At 60.5% G+C, this 20,493-nt stretch carries 16 protein-coding genes and 3 pseudogenes; 7 read left to right on the top strand and 12 right to left on the bottom strand.

The window, feature by feature from the left end; genetic code table 11:
• Nucleotides 1-107: 107 nt before the first annotated feature.
• Entirely contained in the window at nt 108-1,640 is a 1,533-nt protein-coding gene (locus AC07XB_RS03385) for a sensor domain-containing diguanylate cyclase (RefSeq protein ID WP_492826325.1), read from the top strand.
• On the opposite strand, the pseudogene AC07XB_RS03390 reads toward AC07XB_RS03385, so the two are convergent.
• Both AC07XB_RS03390 and AC07XB_RS03395 read right to left on the bottom strand, forming a co-directional pair.
• A pseudogene (locus AC07XB_RS03390) lies at nt 1,563-1,786 on the bottom strand (hypothetical protein); the annotation flags it as partial. The gene AC07XB_RS03385 and the pseudogene AC07XB_RS03390 sit on opposite strands and share 78 nt — an antisense overlap.
• Nucleotides 1,765-2,181 (bottom strand): annotated as a pseudogene (locus AC07XB_RS03395) (MFS transporter); the annotation flags it as partial. The pseudogenes AC07XB_RS03390 and AC07XB_RS03395, both read right to left, overlap by 22 nt.
• A gap of 303 nt (nt 2,182-2,484) precedes the next feature.
• On the opposite strand from AC07XB_RS03395, the gene AC07XB_RS03400 reads away from it, so the two are divergent.
• Complete coding sequence (locus AC07XB_RS03400) at nt 2,485-3,261, top strand: hypothetical protein (RefSeq protein ID WP_492372465.1); 777 nt, start codon at nt 2,485-2,487, stop codon at nt 3,259-3,261.
• Between the two features lie 579 nt (nt 3,262-3,840).
• Here AC07XB_RS03400 and AC07XB_RS03405 read toward each other — a convergent pair.
• The 3 genes from AC07XB_RS03405 to AC07XB_RS03415 are packed head-to-tail and all read right to left on the bottom strand — an operon-like array spanning nt 3,841 to nt 5,227.
• Nucleotides 3,841-4,587 (bottom strand): SDR family oxidoreductase, encoded by a 747-nt coding sequence (locus AC07XB_RS03405; RefSeq protein ID WP_492826327.1) that lies wholly within the window; start codon nt 4,585-4,587, stop codon nt 3,841-3,843.
• A 29-nt stretch (nt 4,588-4,616) separates the two neighbouring features.
• Nucleotides 4,617-5,018, bottom strand: coding sequence for a nuclear transport factor 2 family protein (locus AC07XB_RS03410; RefSeq protein WP_492826329.1), 402 nt, complete (start codon nt 5,016-5,018; stop codon nt 4,617-4,619).
• The gene (locus AC07XB_RS03415; protein WP_492826331.1) at nt 5,015-5,227 is read right to left on the bottom strand and encodes a hypothetical protein; all 213 of its coding nucleotides are present in this window, start codon (nt 5,225-5,227) and stop codon (nt 5,015-5,017) included. The genes AC07XB_RS03410 and AC07XB_RS03415 overlap by 4 nt, the downstream gene beginning before the upstream one ends.
• A gap of 151 nt (nt 5,228-5,378) precedes the next feature.
• On the opposite strand from AC07XB_RS03415, the gene AC07XB_RS03420 reads away from it, so the two are divergent.
• Nucleotides 5,379-6,008 (top strand): TetR/AcrR family transcriptional regulator, encoded by a 630-nt coding sequence (locus AC07XB_RS03420; protein ID WP_492826333.1) that lies wholly within the window; start codon nt 5,379-5,381, stop codon nt 6,006-6,008.
• A gap of 13 nt (nt 6,009-6,021) precedes the next feature.
• Nucleotides 6,022-6,183, top strand: a complete 162-nt coding sequence (locus AC07XB_RS03425) for a hypothetical protein (protein WP_492826515.1) — start codon at nt 6,022-6,024, stop codon at nt 6,181-6,183.
• Here the strand turns inward: AC07XB_RS03425 and AC07XB_RS03430 are convergent.
• The 4 genes and pseudogenes from AC07XB_RS03430 to AC07XB_RS03445 form a co-directional block, all read right to left on the bottom strand.
• A pseudogene (locus AC07XB_RS03430) lies at nt 6,168-6,398 on the bottom strand (type IV toxin-antitoxin system AbiEi family antitoxin domain-containing protein); the annotation flags it as partial. The gene AC07XB_RS03425 and the pseudogene AC07XB_RS03430 overlap by 16 nt on opposite strands.
• A 70-nt stretch (nt 6,399-6,468) precedes the next feature.
• Nucleotides 6,469-9,159: an AAA domain-containing protein gene (locus tag AC07XB_RS03435; RefSeq protein WP_494752784.1), complete on the bottom strand. Its 2,691-nt coding sequence runs from the start codon at nt 9,157-9,159 to the stop codon at nt 6,469-6,471.
• A 388-nt stretch (nt 9,160-9,547) separates the two neighbouring features.
• Nucleotides 9,548-10,228 carry an SMI1/KNR4 family protein gene (locus tag AC07XB_RS03440; RefSeq protein ID WP_492826337.1) on the bottom strand — a complete coding sequence of 227 codons (681 nt, stop codon included), beginning with the start codon at nt 10,226-10,228 and terminating at the stop codon, nt 9,548-9,550.
• Between the two features lie 187 nt (nt 10,229-10,415).
• Nucleotides 10,416-12,620 (bottom strand): OsmC domain/YcaO domain-containing protein, encoded by a 2,205-nt coding sequence (locus AC07XB_RS03445; protein WP_492826339.1) that lies wholly within the window; start codon nt 12,618-12,620, stop codon nt 10,416-10,418.
• 1,647 nt (nt 12,621-14,267) lie between these two features.
• Here AC07XB_RS03445 and AC07XB_RS03450 point away from each other — a divergent pair.
• Complete coding sequence (locus AC07XB_RS03450; RefSeq protein ID WP_492372460.1) at nt 14,268-15,407, top strand: GGDEF domain-containing protein; 1,140 nt, start codon at nt 14,268-14,270, stop codon at nt 15,405-15,407.
• A gap of 202 nt (nt 15,408-15,609) precedes the next feature.
• Here the strand turns inward: AC07XB_RS03450 and leuD are convergent, their stop codons facing one another.
• Genes leuD through AC07XB_RS03465 form a run of 3 tightly spaced genes read right to left on the bottom strand, consistent with a single transcriptional unit; the run spans nt 15,610 to nt 18,572 of the window.
• Complete coding sequence (leuD, locus tag AC07XB_RS03455) at nt 15,610-16,251, bottom strand: 3-isopropylmalate dehydratase small subunit (RefSeq protein ID WP_492372459.1); 642 nt, start codon at nt 16,249-16,251, stop codon at nt 15,610-15,612.
• A gap of 10 nt (nt 16,252-16,261) precedes the next feature.
• Nucleotides 16,262-17,668 (bottom strand): 3-isopropylmalate dehydratase large subunit, encoded by a 1,407-nt coding sequence (locus AC07XB_RS03460; protein WP_492826341.1) that lies wholly within the window; start codon nt 17,666-17,668, stop codon nt 16,262-16,264.
• A 10-nt stretch (nt 17,669-17,678) separates the two neighbouring features.
• Nucleotides 17,679-18,572 (bottom strand): isocitrate lyase/PEP mutase family protein, encoded by an 894-nt coding sequence (locus tag AC07XB_RS03465; protein ID WP_492808568.1) that lies wholly within the window; start codon nt 18,570-18,572, stop codon nt 17,679-17,681.
• Between the two features lie 125 nt (nt 18,573-18,697).
• Here AC07XB_RS03465 and AC07XB_RS03470 point away from each other — a divergent pair, with 125 nt between their 5' ends.
• Both AC07XB_RS03470 and AC07XB_RS03475 read left to right on the top strand, forming a co-directional pair.
• On the top strand, nt 18,698-19,696 hold the full coding sequence (locus tag AC07XB_RS03470) for a Bug family tripartite tricarboxylate transporter substrate binding protein (protein WP_492372456.1): 999 nt from the start codon (nt 18,698-18,700) through the stop codon (nt 19,694-19,696).
• Between the two features lie 17 nt (nt 19,697-19,713).
• On the top strand, nt 19,714-20,478 hold the full coding sequence (locus tag AC07XB_RS03475; RefSeq protein ID WP_492372455.1) for a GntR family transcriptional regulator: 765 nt from the start codon (nt 19,714-19,716) through the stop codon (nt 20,476-20,478).
• Nucleotides 20,479-20,493: the final 15 nt, after the last annotated feature.

Below are 20,493 nucleotides of genomic sequence, written 5' to 3' on the forward strand. Positions count from 1 at the left end.
GTCAGCGCCTCGCGTGCTTGGCGGACCTTCCGGCGCGCCCTCCTTTTCGGCTAGCGTACAATTTGCACTCGCGTGCGTGGCTGTGTAACGGCCCAAGAATCATCCCGATGGCCTTGGCCTACGACAGACAAGTGATTTTAAAGTACCCCAACCTTTTCATGACAGCCAGCGTTGGCCTTGCTATGGCCATCGCCACCATTGGAGCCGGGGCGCTCGTTGAGATGCGCCAGGACGCATTTGCGCGCGCGCAAGAAGCATCCTCCAACCTCTCACTCATCCTTGAGCGAGATATTGCCCGCAATCTGGAGATCTTTGAGCTGTCGATGCACTCCGTGATCGACGGCGTCAAGGATCCGGAAATTCTCCGGTTGAATCCCGCCATCCGCCAATTGGTGCTGTTTGACCGCTCGACGAACGCAACCGACATGGGCTCCCTGTTGGTGACGGACGAGCAAGGCAATCTCGTTCTCGATTCACGCTCCACCCCTCCCCGCCCCGTCAATGTCGCTGACCGCGACTACTTCAAAGTGCATCACGATTCGGCAACGGCTGGGTTGTTTATCAGCCAGCCGTTCCAGCCTCGCTTGACGGAGCAAGCCCAATCGATCGGTTTGAGCCGGCGGTTGTCACATGCGGACGGTAGCTTTGCCGGCATCGTCGTCGGCACGCTGCGCCTCAACTATTTCAAGAGGCTCTTCGAGGGGACGAAGCTCGGCCCTGGGGGCACCATCACATTGCTGCGTGACGATGGCATCGTGTTGATGCGCCGTCCGTATGACCCTGCCACCATCGGCCGTAGCATTGCCGCCAGCGCATCCTTCGCGCCGGTTGCGCAGGCACAGGAAGGATCATTTGTCGGCATTGCCGCGCTGGACGGTAACGAACGGTTATACGATTTCCGCCACGTTGCCGGTTTCCCCCTCGTGGTTGTTATTGGCCTGTCGACCGACGATATTTACGCGGAATGGCGAAAAAGGGCATGGCTGCTCGGCGGACTGATTCTTACGCTAGACATCGCGATCCTTATCCTCTCCATCCTGATTTCCCGGCAGTTCAAGCGCAGGCAAGCGATGGAAGAGCACCTTCGACTGATGGTCAACACGGACGGGCTGACAGGCATCGGAAGCCGGCGTGCCCTGGACGAGGCCGCGGACATCGAATGGCGCCGGGCATGGCGCAGCCAGCAGCCCTTGTCGTTGCTGATGATCGACGTGGATCATTTCAAGAATTTCAATGACCGTTACGGGCACGCGGGCGGAGATGATGCGCTGGCTGCGGTCGCCCGATGCATTGCCAGCAACATCCGCAGGCCGGGCGATTATGCGGCCCGCTACGGTGGCGAGGAGTTTGCTGTGCTGCTACCCAACACGGGTTTGGACGGAGCTATTGCGGTTGCCGAGAAGATCCGGTCGGCCGTCGAGGATCTGGTTATCCCGAATGCGGGAAGCGCTAACCGGATACTCACGGTCAGTATGGGCGTGGCTTGTGCGGACGGCCGTGCACGTTTCCCTAGTCTGCGGTTTTTCTTCAATGCAAGTGACGAGGCGCTATACAAGGCAAAATCATCCGGACGCAACCGGGTAGCTGTCGCAGAAACGCGGCCGGAGATTCAAGCCCACCGCGAGATCCCGGAGCACTAGGGCCACGGGAAACCACGCGGTCCGCCGGGCGGCCTCGGACAACCGCATCAGCGCCTGGTTGTTCTGTTCGGCGCCGCCGGCCTGCGCCTGCATGCCCTCCTGGCTATTTGCACCCGCGGAGCCAGCGACTGCACCTGGCCGATGAGCATGGGCCGCTCGTAGGGATGGAGGCGGCTGCGCCATCTGCATCATGATGGCGCTGCCCTACCTCGGCGATCCGCCCGGTCAGCCGCTTCAACTCGTCACTGCGGCAGCGCCGGATCAGGAATGCCACCGATTCTGGCATCGACTTGAGGATCAGCGGGATCAGCAACACGGGGAGTCCCGCGGCGATGAATACGGATTGCCATCCGTAGGTCTCGAACAGACCCTTGCCTAGCAGGGCGGCGAGCATGCTCCCGATCGAGTAGCCGCTGAACATCAACGCCACCATCGTGCTGCGCACGCGCTGCGGTGCGTACTCGGTCATCTGCGCGATCACGTTTGGCATGACGCCGCCGATGCCAAGCCCGGCCAGGAAGCGCGCCGCGCCGAACGAGACCGCCGGCATGCCATTTTTATTCCCGGAACCGCGACCTGAAATGGATCCCGTGCTGATTCCGCATGGCAAGCGCCGGCCGTGTGGCCAGTGCACCTCCCATGGCAATCGTCTTCACGGGCAATCGTGTGCGGCAGGAAGATGAGTGAGTGTGGGAACGGGAATATCTGGCAACGGAGGGACGTCTACGCATTGCATACTAGAGAAGATGGCCTGCGTCCGACTGCCGGGTTAGCCGTTCGGCAGCCGCTGTGCCAGAAGTTCTCTCCATGTTGAGCATCAAGGGGAAGGAAAGTGCAATCAATCATGCGCCGCTTGCAACTCGGATCGGGTGTGGTGCTGCTGATCTATCTCTTTCTCCATCTGGCCAATCATGCACTCGGGATCTGGTCGCTGGATCTTGCCGGGCGCGGTCTCACGCTGGCTCTGCGGCTCTGGCATAGCGTGCCCGGAACGATCCTGCTGTACGGTTCGGCCTCCCTGCATTTTGTACTGGCGCTGCGCACAGTCTATGGGCGCCATCACTGGGTGCTGCCGCCCACCGAATGGATCCGCCTCTGGGCGGGACTCAGCCTCCCTCTATTACTTATCCGCCATGCGGTGGCGACCCGGCTTGCCGCCTCTCTCTACGGCTTCGAACCGAACTATGAGCGGATCGTGATTATGCTGATCACGAGCGGCACGCAGGGCCTGCAGGTTGCGTTGCTTGCCCCGGGCTGGGTACATGGTTGCCTGGGGCTGTGGATCCGCTTGCGCCACTACGCGATAGTGCGCCGCGCCAAGCCTGCACTGCTCGCTCTGCTCGTGTTCGTGCCACTCCTGTCGGCGGCCGGCCTTGTCCGGATGACCCAAGCCGTCGTGGCGAGTCGAGCAAGCCTCCCGGCGCCCGATCCGAAACTGGCTGCGCACCAGCTCGCTCTCGATGCGTGGCGTCACAATCTCCTAATCCTCTACTTGCTGCTGATCATCAGCGCCTTTGTGGCCGGCCAGCTGCGCAATCGACTTGAACGTCGAAAGATCGCGCGAAACATCGCTCAACGCTTGATTCACAGCCCTGAAGAAAACGCGCATACGGTCGAATGATAGGCACTATGTCCACCCTTGAATTTTCTTCCGTGGGCATTAGTTCACCTATAGGTAGTAAAAGAAGACCGATGATAGTGACGCCAACGGCGTTCCGAAACGTGAACTGGTCGCACTTCTTGACCCCACCCGATCCGGATTGGTACATCGCAAAAAAACCGTTCAACTGCCCCCGCCAACCGCATCTTCTTTCGAGAGGCCGTATGGGACCTGCGCGCGTAGTCAAGGCACCTGCTTCGCTCGCCGCCCTAGCCTAGTCGTCCGGCATCCCCTCGACCGCTGACGGCAACACCCATATCGCCGGGCCGCGCGATCCTTACACGGATGGCGCGAAAGCAGGCAAGTTCCACGTTCATTCCGACGGCGCAAAAATCACGGATCGGCACGATCCGTTCACCGACGGCGCGCACAGCTAAGACGCTGCCAGATCCTCCGGCGCGGCTGCGGCCCGTCCGCAACGTGAGTATTTCGGGGCGCATGATCAGCAACGTAATCGCCGTGCTCATACGCAGTTGCCCTTTGGGTGCATCAGGTAGGGTTATCCGGGGATTGCCTGGCTCCTTCCAGGTAATCCCATGCTCAACCGGCAGCCATCGTATCGTTAAACTCGTTGACCCAGGCGTGTTCGTTTGGTCCCGGATTGGCGCGCATGCTCACGGCGGAGCCCACCAGTATTTCGTTGGCTTCTGTGCCCAGTTGTTCGATCGCGCCCGCGATGAATGCTTCGAGAGGCATCGCGCGCTCCTCCTCGCTGCTGTTCATCAGCTCGGTACGGACCCAGGGTGGCGCGATCTCGATGACCGAGACCTTGCTGTCCCGAAGCAGGTAACGTTGGGAGAGCGTGTATGAATGCAAGGCCGCCTTGGTCGCGCTGTACACGGCCGTGATGGCCATGGGCACAAAGCCAAGTACCGAGGTGACATTGGCCACGACGGCACCCTCTCGCGTCTTCAGGTGCTCGATTAGCGCCGAGGTCATGCGTATCGGCCCGAGCAGATTCGTCTCGACGGTGGAGGTCAGCAGGTCGTCGCCGACCGGGCCGCCAGCGCCATCGGGCAGCATGATGCCTGCGTTGTTGATCAGCACGTTGAGCCCGGGATAATCGGCAATCAACCTGGCAGCGACCTTTGCGACATTCGCCGGATCGGTGATGTCGAGCGATACCGCCTGCATGCCGGGGTTCGCATCGATCGTCGCTTGCAGACGGTCCGCGCGTCGGCCGGAGATGATGACCTGGTTGCCAAGCTTGTGGAGCGCTTGCGCGAGACCGCGGCCAATGCCCGAACCGCCGCCGGTGATAAATACGGTGTTACCTGTGAGATTCATGATGCCTCCGATGGAGATGACGGTTGGAGTCAGCGCGGAAAGCTGTTCCCGAACATGGGCAGGCCGCTTCTCGATTCAGCCTCGGTTGCCTCATCCTGCAGCACGTCCCAATGCTCGGCGAGCACGCCATCGGCAAGCCGCAGGATGTCGGCGGCAATCCAGGCGACGGGACGGCCATTGCCGGAAAAGCGCCCGTGAATAATCACGTAATCGCCATCCGCCACGATCACACCGGGTTCGTATCGCAATGTTGGAGGCAGGGTCTTGATCAGGTTGAACAGACCGTCGCGGCCCGGTTCGATATGGGCGCTGTGCTGGATATAGTCGGGCGACCAGAATCGTTCGGCGGCGGCGTAGTCGCGTTGATTGAAGAGCGTGTCGAATGCTTCGAGCACGAGAGCCTTGTTGGCGGCTTCGGTGGTAGTGATCAAGTGACTCTCCTGAGGGGCGGGTGGCGTGGCTGCGCGTCATGCCCGCACAGCCTGAATGGCGGGATAGTCGGTACGTGCGGGCGGGCCGGTGCAAGTTCCGGATTCGCCGCACGCATGCGCGTCAGCGGCGCCATGGCGATGCGGTTTGGCAACTCCAGGCCCCCGAGCCGGATCGCCTTGAGCAAGCGTTGGTGACTTTCGATGTACATCGATATCTCCTACGAGACGGGCTCGCTCAAACACAATTGTGATTGACATTGAGTTTTGTTGACCGAGCCATAGAAGTCAAGGTCAATCACCATTGTCTTTCTCGAGGGCGGCTATACTTGAGGCGACAACCGCACAGAGGAGCATTGAGCGATGGGGGTCTCAAAACAGCAGGCGGCAGAGAACCGCAAAACCATCATCGCGGCATCAGAGAAGCTATTCCGCGAGCACGGAATCGATGGTGTCGGCCTGAGCGCGCTGATGAAGGCCGCAGGCTTTACCCAGGGTGGCTTCTACAACCACTTCGAATCGAAGGAGGCGCTAGCGGCCGAAGTCGTGGCGACTGCGATGGACAAAGCCAACCACGATCTGAAGGAAGCCATCGCAGCGCCAATTGCACCTGGCGGCAACCGTTTGAGGCGACAGGTCGACTTTTATCTGTCCAGCACGCATTGCAGTGATATCGAGCAGGGTTGCGCGGTAGCCGGTCTCACCGCGGACGTCCGCCGGCTAGGCCACGAGGCGCAAGCGCGCTTTGCGAATGGCTTGCAGGAGATGATCGAAACCTTGACGGGACTCGTCGCGGAGCAGCGTGCCGAAGGCAGAGACAGCCAGGAAGCGCGCCGGGAGGCAATCGCGTTCTACAGCGAGATGGTAGGCGCGCTCATCCTTTCGCGCGCGGTAGCCGGCGCCAATCCCAGGCTCGGGCAGGAAATACTGAACGCAAGCCGGCAAATGCTTCTCAGGGATTTCGCACTGGAGCTGACGGAGGGCAAGCGGTAGAAGATGCCATGCCTTGACCGGCTTGCGGGCGATGACGTCAGGCAGCGTAAGCGTCGGCCCGCGCGAAACGACGCCGACGCCCAATCGCACCGGCGGTTCGCCCGGCCCGGCCTGCGATCCGTTCCAGTACCTGCTCAAGCTCGCGGCGATCTGCCTCTCAGGCAAGGTGATCTGATAGGTCGGTTGCAGGCATCCGCCGGGCACCAGCGCGCGCTTGCACCGGCCCAGATCGACACCTTGGAGCGGCACATGCGACAGCCACACATGCCGATGGCGTTCGGCCAAGGCCAGGAACAAACGCTTGGCCTTGATACTGCGGCAATGGCGCAGCAGCATGCCGGCCCGTTACGGATGCAGCGTGGTCATCGCCTGCATCAAGGCATCGGCCTCGGCTTCCTCAACACCACCCTGCCGAGGCGTAGTGAAGTTTTTCCAAGGGAGAAAGCGCCACCCATTTCCCTCAAGCGGTTGAAGCGCCGCTTGCCCACCGAGCCAAGAATTCCGCAACCTTTTCTTCGATGTGGCTCTCTACGGTTTGCAATCGGAGCAAGGGGATTTCGCTTTTTCTCAGGATGCTGTCTTTCAACGCATCCCGCTCGGCCTGCGGTGCCTCGCCATGAGACCCACCATCGACCTCGATCACGCCCAGCGGCGTTTTCCCCACCTTGAAATACAGCACAAAATCGCAACTGGCACGGTTTCTCATGAAATCCCGCTCCCGCGACGTCATTGCCTCGTTGGCCGATGAGACCAACTGGATCAGGGCGATCTGGGCGTGGAACGTCATCGCCCGATAGGCCTCCTGGGACAACGCATCACGCAGTATCTGCGCCACGATCTGCTCGGACTTGTATCGCGAATCGCCTGAGCGCAACCTGGCATTGAGCCTTTCCAGAGATTGATCGTATTCCGTGTAGAGCAGGTCGAAGGCCGACACGACGGGGGCGCGATGGATCAGCTTTTCATCCGCGTAGTATTCGATGTAACGCACCAAGGCGGCAATATGCCCGTTGTTCGCGGCAAAGACGTCGTCGCCCGTCACCAGGGTGAATTTGCTCCTGGCCCGCGATACTGCCACATTGACCAAGTGGGGATCATCCACAAAGGTCAGGCCTCGCTGGCTACTGCGCTTCTTGTCCAGCACGGTGGAAAAGACAATCTCGTCGCACTCCCGGCCCTGAAACTTGTGCACTGTGTCCTTGACGAAATCAGGCGGCAAATGCGCGCGAGAAAGCGCGACCTGAGCGTTGTAAGGGGCAATGAATCCCCGGCCATTCTCGCTGTCCCAGTCGCTCTCTCCATCCCATTTGAGCGTCTCGAGCAGTGAATCCAGCTCTCTCCGATTCGAGTTATTTCGCGTGTGGTTTCCCTTGGCAGTGACGAGCAGCTTCAGCGACTTTTCGCCAGCGTCTTGCGTCATTGGAACGAGCCGGTTGTCGTAAAACTGCTGGTTGCAGAACTGGATGATTCTGGGGTGGCACCGGTAATGCTCTTTCAGCAGCGTCACCGGGATCGAGTCATTGAAAACGCCGACGCACGAATCGAGCAGGCTGTATTTGTCGCAATCGTAGAATTCAGCGGGCGGTGCGATGCCCAGATTCGCCGGAATGTGCGGGAGCTGCTTTCTGTCGCCAACGATGATCAGGTTTCTGGCGCAGCCCAGCGCCAGTATCCCCGGGACGATATCCTGCTGCGAAGCCTCGTCGATGATGACATAGTCGAGCATCGCACCGCGGCCGATCGAGTTGACGATGGAATGCGTACTGCTACCGATAATTGGAAAACGCTTCACAAACTCACCGAACTTCGCGCGGTAATTTTCCGAATCGAATTCTTCCTGACGCGGGACATACTGATGAAGATGGTGTTTAAGATGTGCCATCGACCCGGCGGCGAGATCATTCAGCAACGCCTTGAAGTTGCCACGCTCCAACGCCTCCCGATAAGCTGCCAATGCCGATTCCTTATCCCGCAGCGCATTCTCGTAGTAGTGAAGCTGCAAGGCATAGATCATGGATTTTCGCTTTTCCCAATCATCGAAGGGTTTCGTACGCAGGATCTTGAAATTCAACAACAAATCGATCCTGTCCTTGAGCCTGATGCGATTCGTGGCAAGATAGGCCAAATAAGCCATCAGGTCCGAGGATTTTCGTGGGGACAGACTGTACTTCGCCAGAGGGACTGGCGCCACCACCATGTTTTCGCGCTGCCATTGCAGCAGATAGCGCTGCTCTATGGTCAATTCATCGATCTCGGCCTGTAGCCGTGCCACCGCGTCCTGGGCATGAAGATGCTGCTTCAGCTTCTGCAGAACGGCTTGAATATGATCCATGGAGGGCGCAGGTGCCGGGGTTTCTGAGGGCACGGCCGGTACGTCTTTGAAGAAGTCCGCTCGAATCTGCTTACTGCCCAGCTTGGCGACCACATAGTCCAGCCCAACCTTGCCTAGTTTTTCATAAACGTTTCCCACAGCAGCATTGTTATTGGACAGGATAGCGACGGAGTTTCCCCGCAACACGATATTGGCGATAATGTTCAATATCGTTTGCGTCTTCCCCGTACCAGGGGGTCCTTCGATCAGACTGATTTGGGAGGTGAAGGCCTGCTCCACTGCGTTGAGCTGGCTTTCGTTGACGCCGAAAGGGTAAATAAAACTACCCGGCCGCTCCCGCGGTCGGTTCTGTCCTGTGCAGTAAGCGTGCAGCGCGGTGTCCTCGTGAGGAAGCACCATCTCCAGTTGAAGCCGCACATTCTTGGAAATGGGCTTGTCCTGCTGATTGGCCTGCTCTTCCCGGGCTTTTGCCACGACGCCGAAGTAGCGGAATATGGGCTCGTCCTTGATCGTCGTCTCCGGGCAGAACGCAATACGATCCGCGTTCATTACGTAGATTTTTTGCTTCCCGCGATACTGAACGGCGGCATACTTCCCGCCATAGATCACCGCCCTGTCGATGGCACTGAATACCGCGCCTCCTTTTTTTGACAGGAGCTTTCCTTGCACCACCTCGGTAGGTTCAATTTTGCAACTGCTGAGCGGACTGTCGTAAGACTTGCCGGAGGGAAAACGGCAAGTCAGCATCAACTCCCCCTGTTGAGAGTTCCACCATATCTTCCAGTCGCTGATTTGCCTGGTTTTGTCTTTACCGTTCACACAGATGGAAACCATATGCCCCTTATGCAAGAGTTACTCCAAGCATAAAAACATCAAATGTTTTCCATTCTAAACGCCACCCAACCCAAAAGACCCGCCGGCATGTACATCCCCACCTGCTAAGGCGAGCTAGTACACGCTTCATAAGACGAGCGGGCCTTGCCCGTAGGCGCCCCTCAAAGATACGACTGTAGATTGAGACCGGCGTACACGTAGCTTGCTGGAAGCTATCCTCTGCCACCGCGATCCAACGCCGGCCCCCTGCCTACAGGCACGTTTTTGCAACGTCAACTAGTACTTGAAACTAGCAAAGCCCTGGATTGTCAATGGCGCACTGCTGAAATGCCTGCAGGGCTAACGCGCCAGGCGGGGCGGCAGTGCGCCCGCCTCACCGCTTCCCGCACTCCCACCGCGCCACCACCGCAAACGCATCGTCTTCCACCTCCGGCAGCAAAGCCAGCACTGCCTGCGCGGTCTCGTCGCTGATCATCTTCGCCGCCTCATCATCGGGTTCCGGCAAGGCATCGGCAAGCACGCGCTCCAGTCCGGCCCGCATCGCCTCGGGCAGATACCCCCGCAAGGCCTCGATGTTCGCCGCCACGCACTGTACCGCCTCGGCGGGGCTGTAATCGTCGTCGAGCAGATGCGAGAAGTCCGCCGCGCTGCGCACCAGGGCCTCATAGACGAAGGCCGCGAATGAGACGGCTTCGATCCGGCTTGTGCCGCGGTCGTGCCAGACCAGCGCCACGCCGATGTCGCCGTTGGCTAGCGGCGTCAAGCAGTAGGCATCGCCCGCCCCGGTCTGCGCGAACGGCAGGAAGCGCCTGCCGTGCTGGAAGGCCGGATTCAGCCATTTGGCGATGAACTCCCCGGCCTGCTTCGCGTCGATCCACTCCAGATCATAGACGCAGGAAAGCACCGGTTGCGCAGCCAGCGTATGGGCCTTCCAGTCGGTGCGCCAGGCCTCGATGTCGGCGCTGTAGTCGGTGCGCCCTGTGTCAATCAGTTGCCTCAGGATAGCTGGCAAGGTGATGCCGCTGGCGTCCGCTAGTGCTGAAAAAGTGTCCATCCGTGATCTCTCCGTGGGATGCTGCCGGTCGATGCCAGATATCTGGATGCGCCCAGACGTAACTAAGCCCGCGGAATCGCGGGCTTAGCTCACTGACTGCCTCTTATTGCAAGGTGTTGCACTTCAGATTTGAGGCCGCCGGGAAAAAAAGATTGCCCTAGCCTTTATCCAGCCATGACGCATAACCCTAACTGGCTGAAGCCGCCGCATTGGCCCGCGCCTTATGCAGTTTTTTGTAACTGTCGATCAGGCGGTGGTGCCTATCGAGGCCCTCCAGTTTCATACTCGTTGGCGTCAACCCGAAGAAGCGCACGCTGCCGTCCACTGACCCCATTACGGCGTCCATCCGAGCGTCGCCAAACATCCGACGGAAATTGACCGCGTAGTCGTCTAGTTCCAGGTCGTCGTCGAGCAGCACCTCCAGCACCACATTCAAGGCCTGGTAGAACAATCCACGCTCGACCGTATTGTCGTTGTATTGCAGGAAGGCGCCCACCAGTTCTTGCGCCTCCTCAAATTGCCGCAAGGCGAGATGAATCAGCAGCTTCAACTCGAGAACTGTTAGCTTCCCCCAGTCCGTATTCTCGTCAAATTCGATGCCGATCAAAGTGGCAATATCGGAGTACTCATCCAGCTCACTGTTCTCCAGCCGCTCAAGCAGATCTGCCAGGCCGGCATCGTCCAGGCGATGCACATTCAGAATATCGGCGCGGAACAACAGTGCCTTGTTTGTGTTATCCCAGATCAAGTCCTCCACCGGGTAAACTTCCGAATAACCGGGCACTAAAATGCGGCAGGCCACGGCGCCCAACTGGTCATACACCGCCATGTATACCTCCTTGCCCATGTCTTCGAGAATGCCGAACAACGTGGCGGCTTCCTCGGCATTGGAGTTTTCACCTTGGCCAGAAAAATCCCACTCCACAAAGTCGAAATTCGCCTTGGCGCTGAAAAAGCGCCACGACACCACACCACTGGAGTCAATGAAGTGCTCAACAAAATTATTTGATTCAGTCACGGCGTTACTGACAAAGGTGGGCTGAGGTAAATCATTCAGGCCCTCAAAACTGCGCCCCTGCAGCAATTCCGTCAGACTCCGTTCCAGCGCCACCTCGAAGCTTGGGTGCGCGCCGAACGAGGCAAAGACACCGCCTGTCCGCGGGTTCATCAAGGTGACGCACATCACCGGATAGGTCCCACCCAGCGACGCGTCCTTTACCAGCACCGGAAAGCCCTGCTCTTCCAACCCCTGAATCCCGGCCAGAATGCCAGGGTATTTCGCCAGCACTTCGTGCGGCACATCAGGCAATGTGATTTCACCTTCCAGAATTTCGCGCTTTACCGCCCGTTCGAAAATTTCGGACAGGCATTGCACCTGCGCTTCAGCCAGCGTATTACCGGCACTCATGCCATTGCTGACGAACAGGTTTTCGACCAGGTTGGACGGAAAATACACCATTTCGCCGTCCGACTGCCGCACATACGGCAGCGAACAGATACCGCGCTGCACATTGCCGGAGTTAGTGTCGTACAGATGCGAGCCATACAACTCGCCATCGGGATTATAAATTTGCAGGCAGTACGCATCCAGAATTTCGGCCGGCAGCGCATCTTCAGGGCCAGGCTTGAACCAGCGCTCGTTCGGGTAGTGAACAAACGCCGCATTGGCGATGTCTTCACCCCAAAACGTACCACCATAGAAATGGTTGCAATTCAGGCGCTCGATAAACTCCCCCAACGCCGATGCCAGTGCGCTTTCCTTGGTCGCACCCTTGCCATTGGTAAAACACATCGGCGAGTGCGCATCGCGGATATGCAGCGACCACACATTGGGAACGATATTGCGCCATGAAGCGATTTCAATCTTCATGCCCAGATCCGCCAAAATGCCCGACATATTGGCGATGGTTTGCTCCAACGGCAGATCCTTGCCCGCAATATAGGTGCTGGCGTCAGATGCCGGCGTCAACATCAGCAACGACTGAGCATCGGCATCCAGGTTCTCTACTTCTTCGATGACAAACTCGGGGCCGGCTTGCACCACTTTTTTCACCGTACAACGCTCGATAGAGCGCAAAATACCTCGACGGTCCGCCTCCGAGATATCCGCCGGCAACTCAACCTGAATCTTGAAAATCTGTTGGTAACGATTTTCCGGATCAACAATATTATTCTGCGACAGGCGGATATTCTCGGTAGGAATATTGCGGGTTACGCAGTACAACTTCACGAAGTAAGCGGCACACAAGGCCGATGAGGCCAGAAAATAATCAAAAGGACCAGGCGCCGAGCCGTCGCCCTTATAACGGATAGGCTGGTCGGCCACTACGGTGAAGTCATCGAACTTAGCTTCAAGACGTAGCTTATCGAGAAAGTTGACTTTAATTTCCATGGGGGAATTCTGAAAATGGTGCACAAAATGACGTAGCCACTACTATCCGCCGCCACGCTGGTGCCGTGCAATGCATCGAAGCTTTCGCAAACGCTGCCGCATACGGATAATTTTTCAGGCGAACGCCATGGCGCAGGACATGGCTGGGATCGGCGAGCTTCCATGTGCCACGCCGACCTCCACGGCAGCGCCAAGTGCCGTTGTACCAAACTGAATCGCCACGAGTTCCTCCAACACTCTCCAGAATGCGAGAACTACCAGGCGACAATCCGAAATATAAAGCCCTGTGAAAACAGGGCTTTAATAGTCAATCAACTAGCGAATCATGTTTCCCAACGGGAATTCCACCCCCACTCCATCATCAACAGGCCGCCCAGACCCGCGTGGTTAGGGGATTGGCAGCGATTAGCATGGGACTTTATCGTCGCTTTTACCGTCGGCCGCGCTGAACTTTTGCTGGTGCGGGAGATGGAGCGATTTGCGGGGCGACGACGCTGGCCACGCCATTATAAATCAACCCAGAGGATACAAAAGGTGCCGTGCCCTGCCCGCCCTCCGCCGACCTGCTGGGCTACGCCAATCGGGGGACACAGATACGGTCTGATCACGATCGTGGTATCGACGGCACGCCAAGAGTGGCATCACCTATTTCCGGAGAAGGCGGCCCGAGTTTTGAAGACGAAGTCGCGGTGAGTGCCGAGGCCACAGGCCAAGTCGGCCTGCCCCGGGAAAGTCCGTGGATTCGTCGCCAAGTAGTCTCGCAGATGCGCTTCCATCACGAACAGGCTGGATCCGTATGGGTCCGGACTCGCATCCATGGCCTCTCCTTGAGTGGTAAATGTGGGGATCGAATTGACGGCTCGTCATATCCCCGTGCGTTTGCACTCAACCCTTGGGTATGTTTAGCCTGCCGCGTACGAGGCCAAGCCCTCAGCAAAACGCCCCATCTGCCTGTCCGGTAGAACTTTCCTACTACACCTGCACTACGACGTCCATTCTCCGAACTGGTCGACGGTGGTGGGAGCCTCCTCCTACCTCTTTGCAACAAGCCGAGATCCACCAATCAACGCACGAATCAACGTCGGAGGCAGCTTGCCTTCCGCCCACTCCCGACCCGGCGACTTACCGTCCATCATGAATGTCCATCACGACGAGTGATCGCTTGGAGCTCCACCTGCAAGCTCACGCGCCCCAACTTCACCGCACTTGCAAGACGATACTGGCAGAGCCGCGCTCTCATTGCAGCGGAGTGATCTTGCTAATCGCACAGTTGCCAGCATCGGCCACGTAGACGTTGCCGCCGGCGTCGATCGAAGTACCAAAAGAGGCTTTAAACGAAGCGGCGGTACCGGTACCATCGGCCGACCCAGATGTTGTCGAACCCTCCAGGGTCGTGACTATGCATTCGGATGTCCGGTCCGCAGCAGACACGCGACGGTTCGCCGGCCCGGCCGCCGTTATACTTCGGTTTGCGCAGCCGTTTCGAGCGCGTCGTCCACTTCGATACCAAGGTAGGCCTCGCTAACCGGCTCCGCGGCGAGTCACTGGGCATGCGCGATTTGGGCTGGGGCAAATCCCAATCGCGCCAGTCATCTTTGTGAAAAAGTGCTTCTTCGATAATTCGCGTATGGGAACCGAAGGGGCTATATGCACCTGACTTTCGATGTGGGCACCATTATTCTTCTGCACAACACCTCGTTGATTGCAGGCGCCGCGGCGATATTGCATAGCCGCAAGCGTTCGTCCCGGCCCACGGGTCTAGGGCGTCTCGCCGTTGCTTTGATTGCCTTGGCAATCGGTGCAGTGCTGGCTGCGTTTGGGGAGCGGGCCGCCTTACCGCTTTGGCTGTGGACGCATTTGAGTCTTCTTTTAGGGACGATCGCCTATCCGCTGCTCTGGGACGGCATACGGCGCCTAAGTGGTCGCCGCCGGAGCCATTACTGGATTGTCATACTCGTGCCGGCGGTGTGGTTCATATTTGGCATAGTGTCGGGATTCCCGCTTGTGAATTCTCAGCGGGCGAGCGTCTTTCACCTGACCGCGGTAATGTCCCTGGCGGCTTCGGCAGTCGAGATATGGCTGGACCGACATAGCGAGCCACTGCCTGCGCGTCGTCCGTTGGCTGCGTGCCTCCTGGTGAGTGCGCTGATCTATGCGGTTCGCCTCGTTTGCATCGTTCTCGATATTCCATCGGAATTTGACTTTTCGGCTGCCTTTTTTCTTCAGATATTCTTCAATTTCTGGATTGCGCTGCTGGTTGTGACGCTCGTCAGGGAGCGGCGCGAGGCGGGTCTTCAGCTTGCAGCGGACACCGATGCACTGACCGGCGTCGGTAACCGCCGCTGGTTCCTGGGGCGCCTTCCCCCAGCGCCGCTCGCAAACAGCGCTCTCGCAATCCTGGATGTGGACCACTTCAAGCAGATCAACGACAGATTCGGACATCCTGTGGGGGACCTCGTACTGGCGTCGGTGGCTACAGCTGTCCGAGATGGATTGCGGGAGGGAGACGTCCTTGCGCGATACGGGGGCGAGGAGTTCGCGCTCTTTCTTCCGAACGTCGACGAGCAAGATGCCAGAGCGGTCGCTGAACGGCTTCGCAAGCGAATCGAAGCAATGTCCATTGTGATCGACGGCGGGCGCGTTAGCGTTAGCGTTACCGCGAGCATCGGTGTGGCCTGGAGCGACCGGAATGGCGGGGCGTGGGAAGCCTGGATAAAGACAGCAGACAGTGCTTGTTATGCGGCGAAGGGCGGCGGGCGCAACCTCGTAAAGACGAGCGCCGTGTAGATCCAGCCACCCCAAGCCGAGGTCGGGAGCGGCATCGAGACGTCTTAACGACGCCACTCATCGCGAGATGCAATGCGCGATCTTGCCGTCCGGGTGCGTGATATCGACAATGTAGCCGAGTCCGATGAATGCAGTGTTTGTCATGGTCTGTGTCGAACCGTTGCGGTGAGGTGGCCAGCATGGTCTCTGGCCACCTGAGATGTCAAAGCGGCTCTTCTACGGCCAAAACCCAGGGACGCGCCTCACGCAGCGCCGCCTGGTACGCCTCGATCTCGGCCCGGCGCTTCAAAGTCAGGCCAATGGCATCGAGCCCTTCGAGCAGCAGGGTGCGTTCGCTCGGGGGTACGATGAACGGCAAGCAGCGGCCCTGCGGGTGCTGCACCGTGCAGGACTCAAGATCGACGGTCAGCTCCAGCACCTCCCGCTCGGCTTCGGCGGCCAGCACGGCAATTTCATTCGCGGGCAGCACCACCGGCAGCACGCCATTGCGGTAGCAGTTGCTCTGGAAGATCGCGCCGAACGACGGCGCGATGACGCAGCGAAGGCCAAACTGCCGCACCGCCCAGACGGCGGCCTCGCGCGAGGATCCGCTGCCGAAGTTCTCGCCGGTCAGCAGGATCGTCGCCCGGCGGTAGGGTTCGCGATTGAGCACAAAGTCGGGGCGCTCGACGCGCTGTCCGTTCCCGCTCCCGCTGGCTTCATAGCGCCAAGGCGCGAGCAGCTTCTCACCATAGCCATCTCGCCCGGGTGAGTTGATCTCGCGCGAGGGAATGAGAAGGTCGGTATCGATGTTGGCTCGCATCAGCGCAGCGGCGATTCCCTTCAGTTGGATGAACTGTTCCATGTGATGCTCCCTAGCGCAGCAGCGGGCGTGGATCGGCGATGCAGCCGGCGACGGCTGAGGCGGCCACCGTTGCCGGGCTAGCCAGGTGAGAGCGCACGCCCGGGCCCTGCCTGCCCTCGAAGTTGCGGTTGGTGCTGGTGATCACGCGGCGCCCCGGCTTGCCAGGCTGGTCGAAGTTATCGCCGCCGGCGAAGAAGCACAACGAGCAGCCGCTTTCGCGCCACTCGAAGCCAGCTTCCGTGAACACGCGATCCAGGCCCTCGCTTTCTGCGGCATGCTTCACACTGGTCGATCCGGGCACCACGATGGCCTTTACGCCAGGGCGCACGCGTCGTCCTCGCACCACCTGCGCGGCGGCGCGCAGGTCGGGCAGGCGGCTATTGGTGCAGGAGCCGATGAAAGCCGCATCGATGGGAGTCCCCAGCATCGGCTGCCCGGGGTGCAGCTCCATATAGCGCAGCGCGCGCTCGGCATCCGCGTCGGCGGGAGGCGGCACTGTGCCGGTGATGCCCACGACCTGGCCGGGATGGGTTCCCCAGCTCACCTGGGGAACGAGCTCCGCGCAGTCCAGCTCCAGTTCCTTGTCCCAGTGCGCGTCGTCGTCCGAGCGCAGCGCGAGCCAATCCGAAACCGCTGCATCCCAGGCGGCACCTGAAGGGGCGAAGGGTCGCCCCGCCAGCCATTCGACGGTACGCACGTCTGGCGCCACCAGACCAGTCCAGGCGCCGAACTCGACGGCCATATTACATAGGGTCAGCCGCCCCTCAACGTCCAGCGTCCGCACTGCCTCGCCCGAAAATTCGATGGCATGCCCGTCGCCACCGCTGACGCCGAACTTGCCGATCAAGGCCAGCACCATGTCCTTGGCCGACACCGCCGGCCCGAGGCTGCCGTGGAACGATACCCGCATCGTCCGTGGCTTGCTTCGCACCAGACACTGCGTGGCGACAGCGTGCTCGCCTTCGGTAGTGCCGATGCCCCATGCCAGCGCGCCAATGCCCCCAACAGTGCAGGTATGGCTGTCGCAGCAGACCAGGGTGGTGCCCGGCAAGGCGATGCCCAGTTCCGGAGAGATCACGTGCGCGATGCCCTGACGTGGAGTGCCCAGGTCGAACAGGCGGATGCCCGAGCGCCGCGTGGCGGCGCGAAAGGCCTCAATGAAGCTGCGCCCGCCCCGAACCAGCGTGTCGTCGCCCCGGCCCGGCTGAGTGTCGACGATGTGGTCCATGGTGCCGAACACAAGGCTCGGATGCGCCACGCGATGCCCCCCCTCCTCCAGGCCGGCCAGCACGCGCGGCCCGGCGCGGTCGTGCAGGAAGACCCGGTCGACATGTAGCAGCGCCTGCTCGCCCTCCAGCTGGCCCACAACGTGCTGGTCCCAGATCTTCTCGATGATGTTGCGCGGTGATGCATACATAATGCTCACCTCACCGTGCGGTGCCGGGATGCTGCAGCCCGGCCAAATAGCGCTGCTCCAGCGCGAACACCTCCTTGAAGCCGACCAGCTCGAGCTGCTCGCGAAAGTCCGCCAACCGCGCGCCGGGACCACCGGCGTAACCGTTGGCACGCAGCGCCGCCAGCGCGTCGCGCATGCCCTGGATGGCCGCCAGCATCAGCGTGGCGGGCAGGCTCACGCGCGCGATGCCGATGCCCTGCATCTCCTCGAACGTGAAGGCTTCGGGCGACTTGCCGCCTTCGACCACATTGATCGCCACTGGCCCGCGAATTCCCTGCACGGCCTGCCGCGCCAGCTCCTTGGACGTCATGCCGTCCACGAAGATCATGGTCGCCCCCGCCTCCAGGTAGGCATTGCCGCGACGGATCACTTCCTCGATGCCGCCTACGGCAAGCGCGTCCGTACGCGCGTTGATCACGAAATCCGGATCCGTGCGCGCCTCGGCGCAAGCGCGAATCTTCTGCACTGCTTCGTCCAGCGGCACGATGGATTTGCCCTCCAGGTGGCCGCAGCGCTTGGGCATGACCTGGTCCTCGATATTGACGCCCGCGCAGCCAATGCGCTCAAAGGCCTTGACCGCATACCAAGCGTTGACGGCATTGCCGAAGCCGGTATCGCCGTCGGCCATGACCGGCAGGTCGATGGCGTCGACTATCTGCTGCGTGGCCGCGACCATATCGGACAGCGAGAGGAAGCTGTAGTCCGGCAGTCCCAGCCGGCTCACGGAAATGCCGAAGCCGGAGCACTGCACCGCGGGAAAACCCGCCTCCTGCGCGATGCGGGCGGACAGGGGGTCAAAGGCACCGGGCATGACAAGGAGTTCCGGCGCGTGGATCAGTTTCTGGAGTAATGCAGTCTTTCGCATGATGAGTCTTGGTGGTCGTGGTTCGCACAGTATGTATGCATGTTTTTATATTTTCAAGAAATAAAGTAATCATGAAGCATTAATTACGATAACATGCATACATACAGAAGAAAGGAGACCTGCACATGCCAAGCCTGAAATCCCTACGCCGGACTCGCCCCGTCCTGCTGCTCACGCTCGTCGGCACCATCTGCCCCGCCTGCTGGGCGCACGCCGAAACGAGCGTTGCATGGCCCGCGCGACCGCTCTCGCTGGTCGTGCCATTCCCTGCCGGCGGGACCACCGACACGATCGCCCGCCTGCTGTCGAAGAACCTGTCCCGGCAGTTGGGCCAATCCGTGGTGGTGGAGAACAAGAGCGGCGCCAGCGGCACGCTGGGTGCCGCGCAGGTCTTGCGCGCGCCGGCGGACGGCTATTCCCTGCTGCTGGGGACGCCCGCCGAGCAGATCAACGCGCCCTTGCTGATGGCGCGCCCGCCCTACGATCCGGCGCGCGACTTCACGCCGGTCGGCTGCGTCAGCCGCGGCCCGAACGTGCTCGTCGTCAATGCGGCATCGAAGGCGAAGACCTTGGCGGACCTGCTGCGCATGGCACGGGCGCAGCCCGGGCAGATCAATTTCGGCAGCGCGGGCAATGGCAACACTTCACACCTGTCTGGCGAACTGTTCGCGCAGGCGGCCGGCGTCGTGCTCACGCACATCCCCTATCGCGGCAATGCTCCGGCCATCGCGGACACCATCGGCGGCCAGGTGCAGATGATGTTTTCCAATCCGGCCACCGTGCTGCCCCATATCCGCAGCGGCACGCTGCGGCCGCTCGCGGTGACGTCGCGCGCGCGGATCGCGTCGCTGCCGGACGTGCCCACGCTGACGGAGGCGGGCATCCCGGTGGAGATCTATAGCTGGACCTGCCTGTTCACGCGGGCCGAAACGCCGAAGGAGATCGTCGGCAAGCTGCATGGCGCTCTCGCGCAGGCGCTCGATGACGGGCAGCTCGCCCAGGCGATCGAGGCCAGCGGAGCAGAGAAATTCCCCTCGACACCCGAGCAGACCAGCCGGTTCCTTGCCGGCGAGCGGACAATGTGGGGTAATCTCATCCGCAGCCGACACATCCACACCGACTGAATCCTAAATCCAGAACGATGTCTTCACCCGAAACTTCCCGGACCCGCGCGCTATCAGTCGCGGATACCCTGCGCAACCGCATCTTCGACGGCGAGATTCCGCCCGGGTCCCACTTGATGGAGGTCACACTGGCCCAGGAGTTGGGCGTCTCCCGCACGCCGGTGCGCGATGCGCTGGCCCGGCTCGCCGACGAGGGCTTGCTGGTCTACCAGCCCAATCGCGGCTTCCTGGTCCGCCGCTTCCAGCCCAAGGACATCAAGGACGCCTTCACCGTGCGGGCCACGCTCGAGGGCTTGGGCTGCCGGCTGATCGGCGAGCGCGGCTTGCTGCATGCCGAACAGGAGCGCCTGGGCGGCCTCCTGGCGGCTCAGCGGCGGGTGCTGCACGAGCAAGAGTGGAACGACCAGCAGGCCCTGCAGTGGCAGAACATGAATCTCGACTTTCACTACGCGCTGCTGGAGTTGGCGGACAACAGCTGGCTGACCGACGCCGTGCGCCGCGCGCGGCAGTTGCCCATCATCTTCGACAGCAAATCGCATCCCCACGACCATGACGCCCTGATGCTGCTGTACCAGCGCGACCACAGTCGGCAGGCGCTCGCGGAGCACTACCGCATCGTGGACGCGCTGGCGCTGCGCGAGGTCGGCCGCGCCGAGGCACTGATGCGCGAGCACATCCTGACCAATCGTGACGTGCTGATCCGCGCCCTGGGGACGAACAGGCTGGGCGCAGCGGCGCAGGTGCCCGGCAGCGGCTCCGATCAAGCCGTGTGCGGCACATAGCACGCCAATCGCCGA

The sequence above is a fragment of the Cupriavidus sp. GW821-FHT02F09 genome (genome assembly GCF_059421605.1).

Coding starts and splice junctions, on each gene's coding strand:
- AC07XB_RS03385 (WP_492826325.1), top strand. CDS start 108: ATGGCCTTGGCCTACGACAGACAAGTGATTTTAAAGTACCCCAACCTT.
- AC07XB_RS03400 (WP_492372465.1), top strand. CDS start 2,485: ATGCGCCGCTTGCAACTCGGATCGGGTGTGGTGCTGCTGATCTATCTC.
- AC07XB_RS03405 (WP_492826327.1), bottom strand. CDS start 4,587: ATGAATCTCACAGGTAACACCGTATTTATCACCGGCGGCGGTTCGGGC.
- AC07XB_RS03415 (WP_492826331.1), bottom strand. CDS start 5,227: ATGTACATCGAAAGTCACCAACGCTTGCTCAAGGCGATCCGGCTCGGG.
- AC07XB_RS03420 (WP_492826333.1), top strand. CDS start 5,379: ATGGGGGTCTCAAAACAGCAGGCGGCAGAGAACCGCAAAACCATCATC.
- AC07XB_RS03440 (WP_492826337.1), bottom strand. CDS start 10,228: ATGGACACTTTTTCAGCACTAGCGGACGCCAGCGGCATCACCTTGCCA.
- AC07XB_RS03445 (WP_492826339.1), bottom strand. CDS start 12,620: ATGGAAATTAAAGTCAACTTTCTCGATAAGCTACGTCTTGAAGCTAAG.
- AC07XB_RS03450 (WP_492372460.1), top strand. CDS start 14,268: ATGCACCTGACTTTCGATGTGGGCACCATTATTCTTCTGCACAACACC.
- leuD (WP_492372459.1), bottom strand. CDS start 16,251: ATGGAACAGTTCATCCAACTGAAGGGAATCGCCGCTGCGCTGATGCGA.
- AC07XB_RS03460 (WP_492826341.1), bottom strand. CDS start 17,668: ATGTATGCATCACCGCGCAACATCATCGAGAAGATCTGGGACCAGCAC.
- AC07XB_RS03465 (WP_492808568.1), bottom strand. CDS start 18,572: ATGCGAAAGACTGCATTACTCCAGAAACTGATCCACGCGCCGGAACTC.
- AC07XB_RS03470 (WP_492372456.1), top strand. CDS start 18,698: ATGCCAAGCCTGAAATCCCTACGCCGGACTCGCCCCGTCCTGCTGCTC.
- AC07XB_RS03475 (WP_492372455.1), top strand. CDS start 19,714: ATGTCTTCACCCGAAACTTCCCGGACCCGCGCGCTATCAGTCGCGGAT.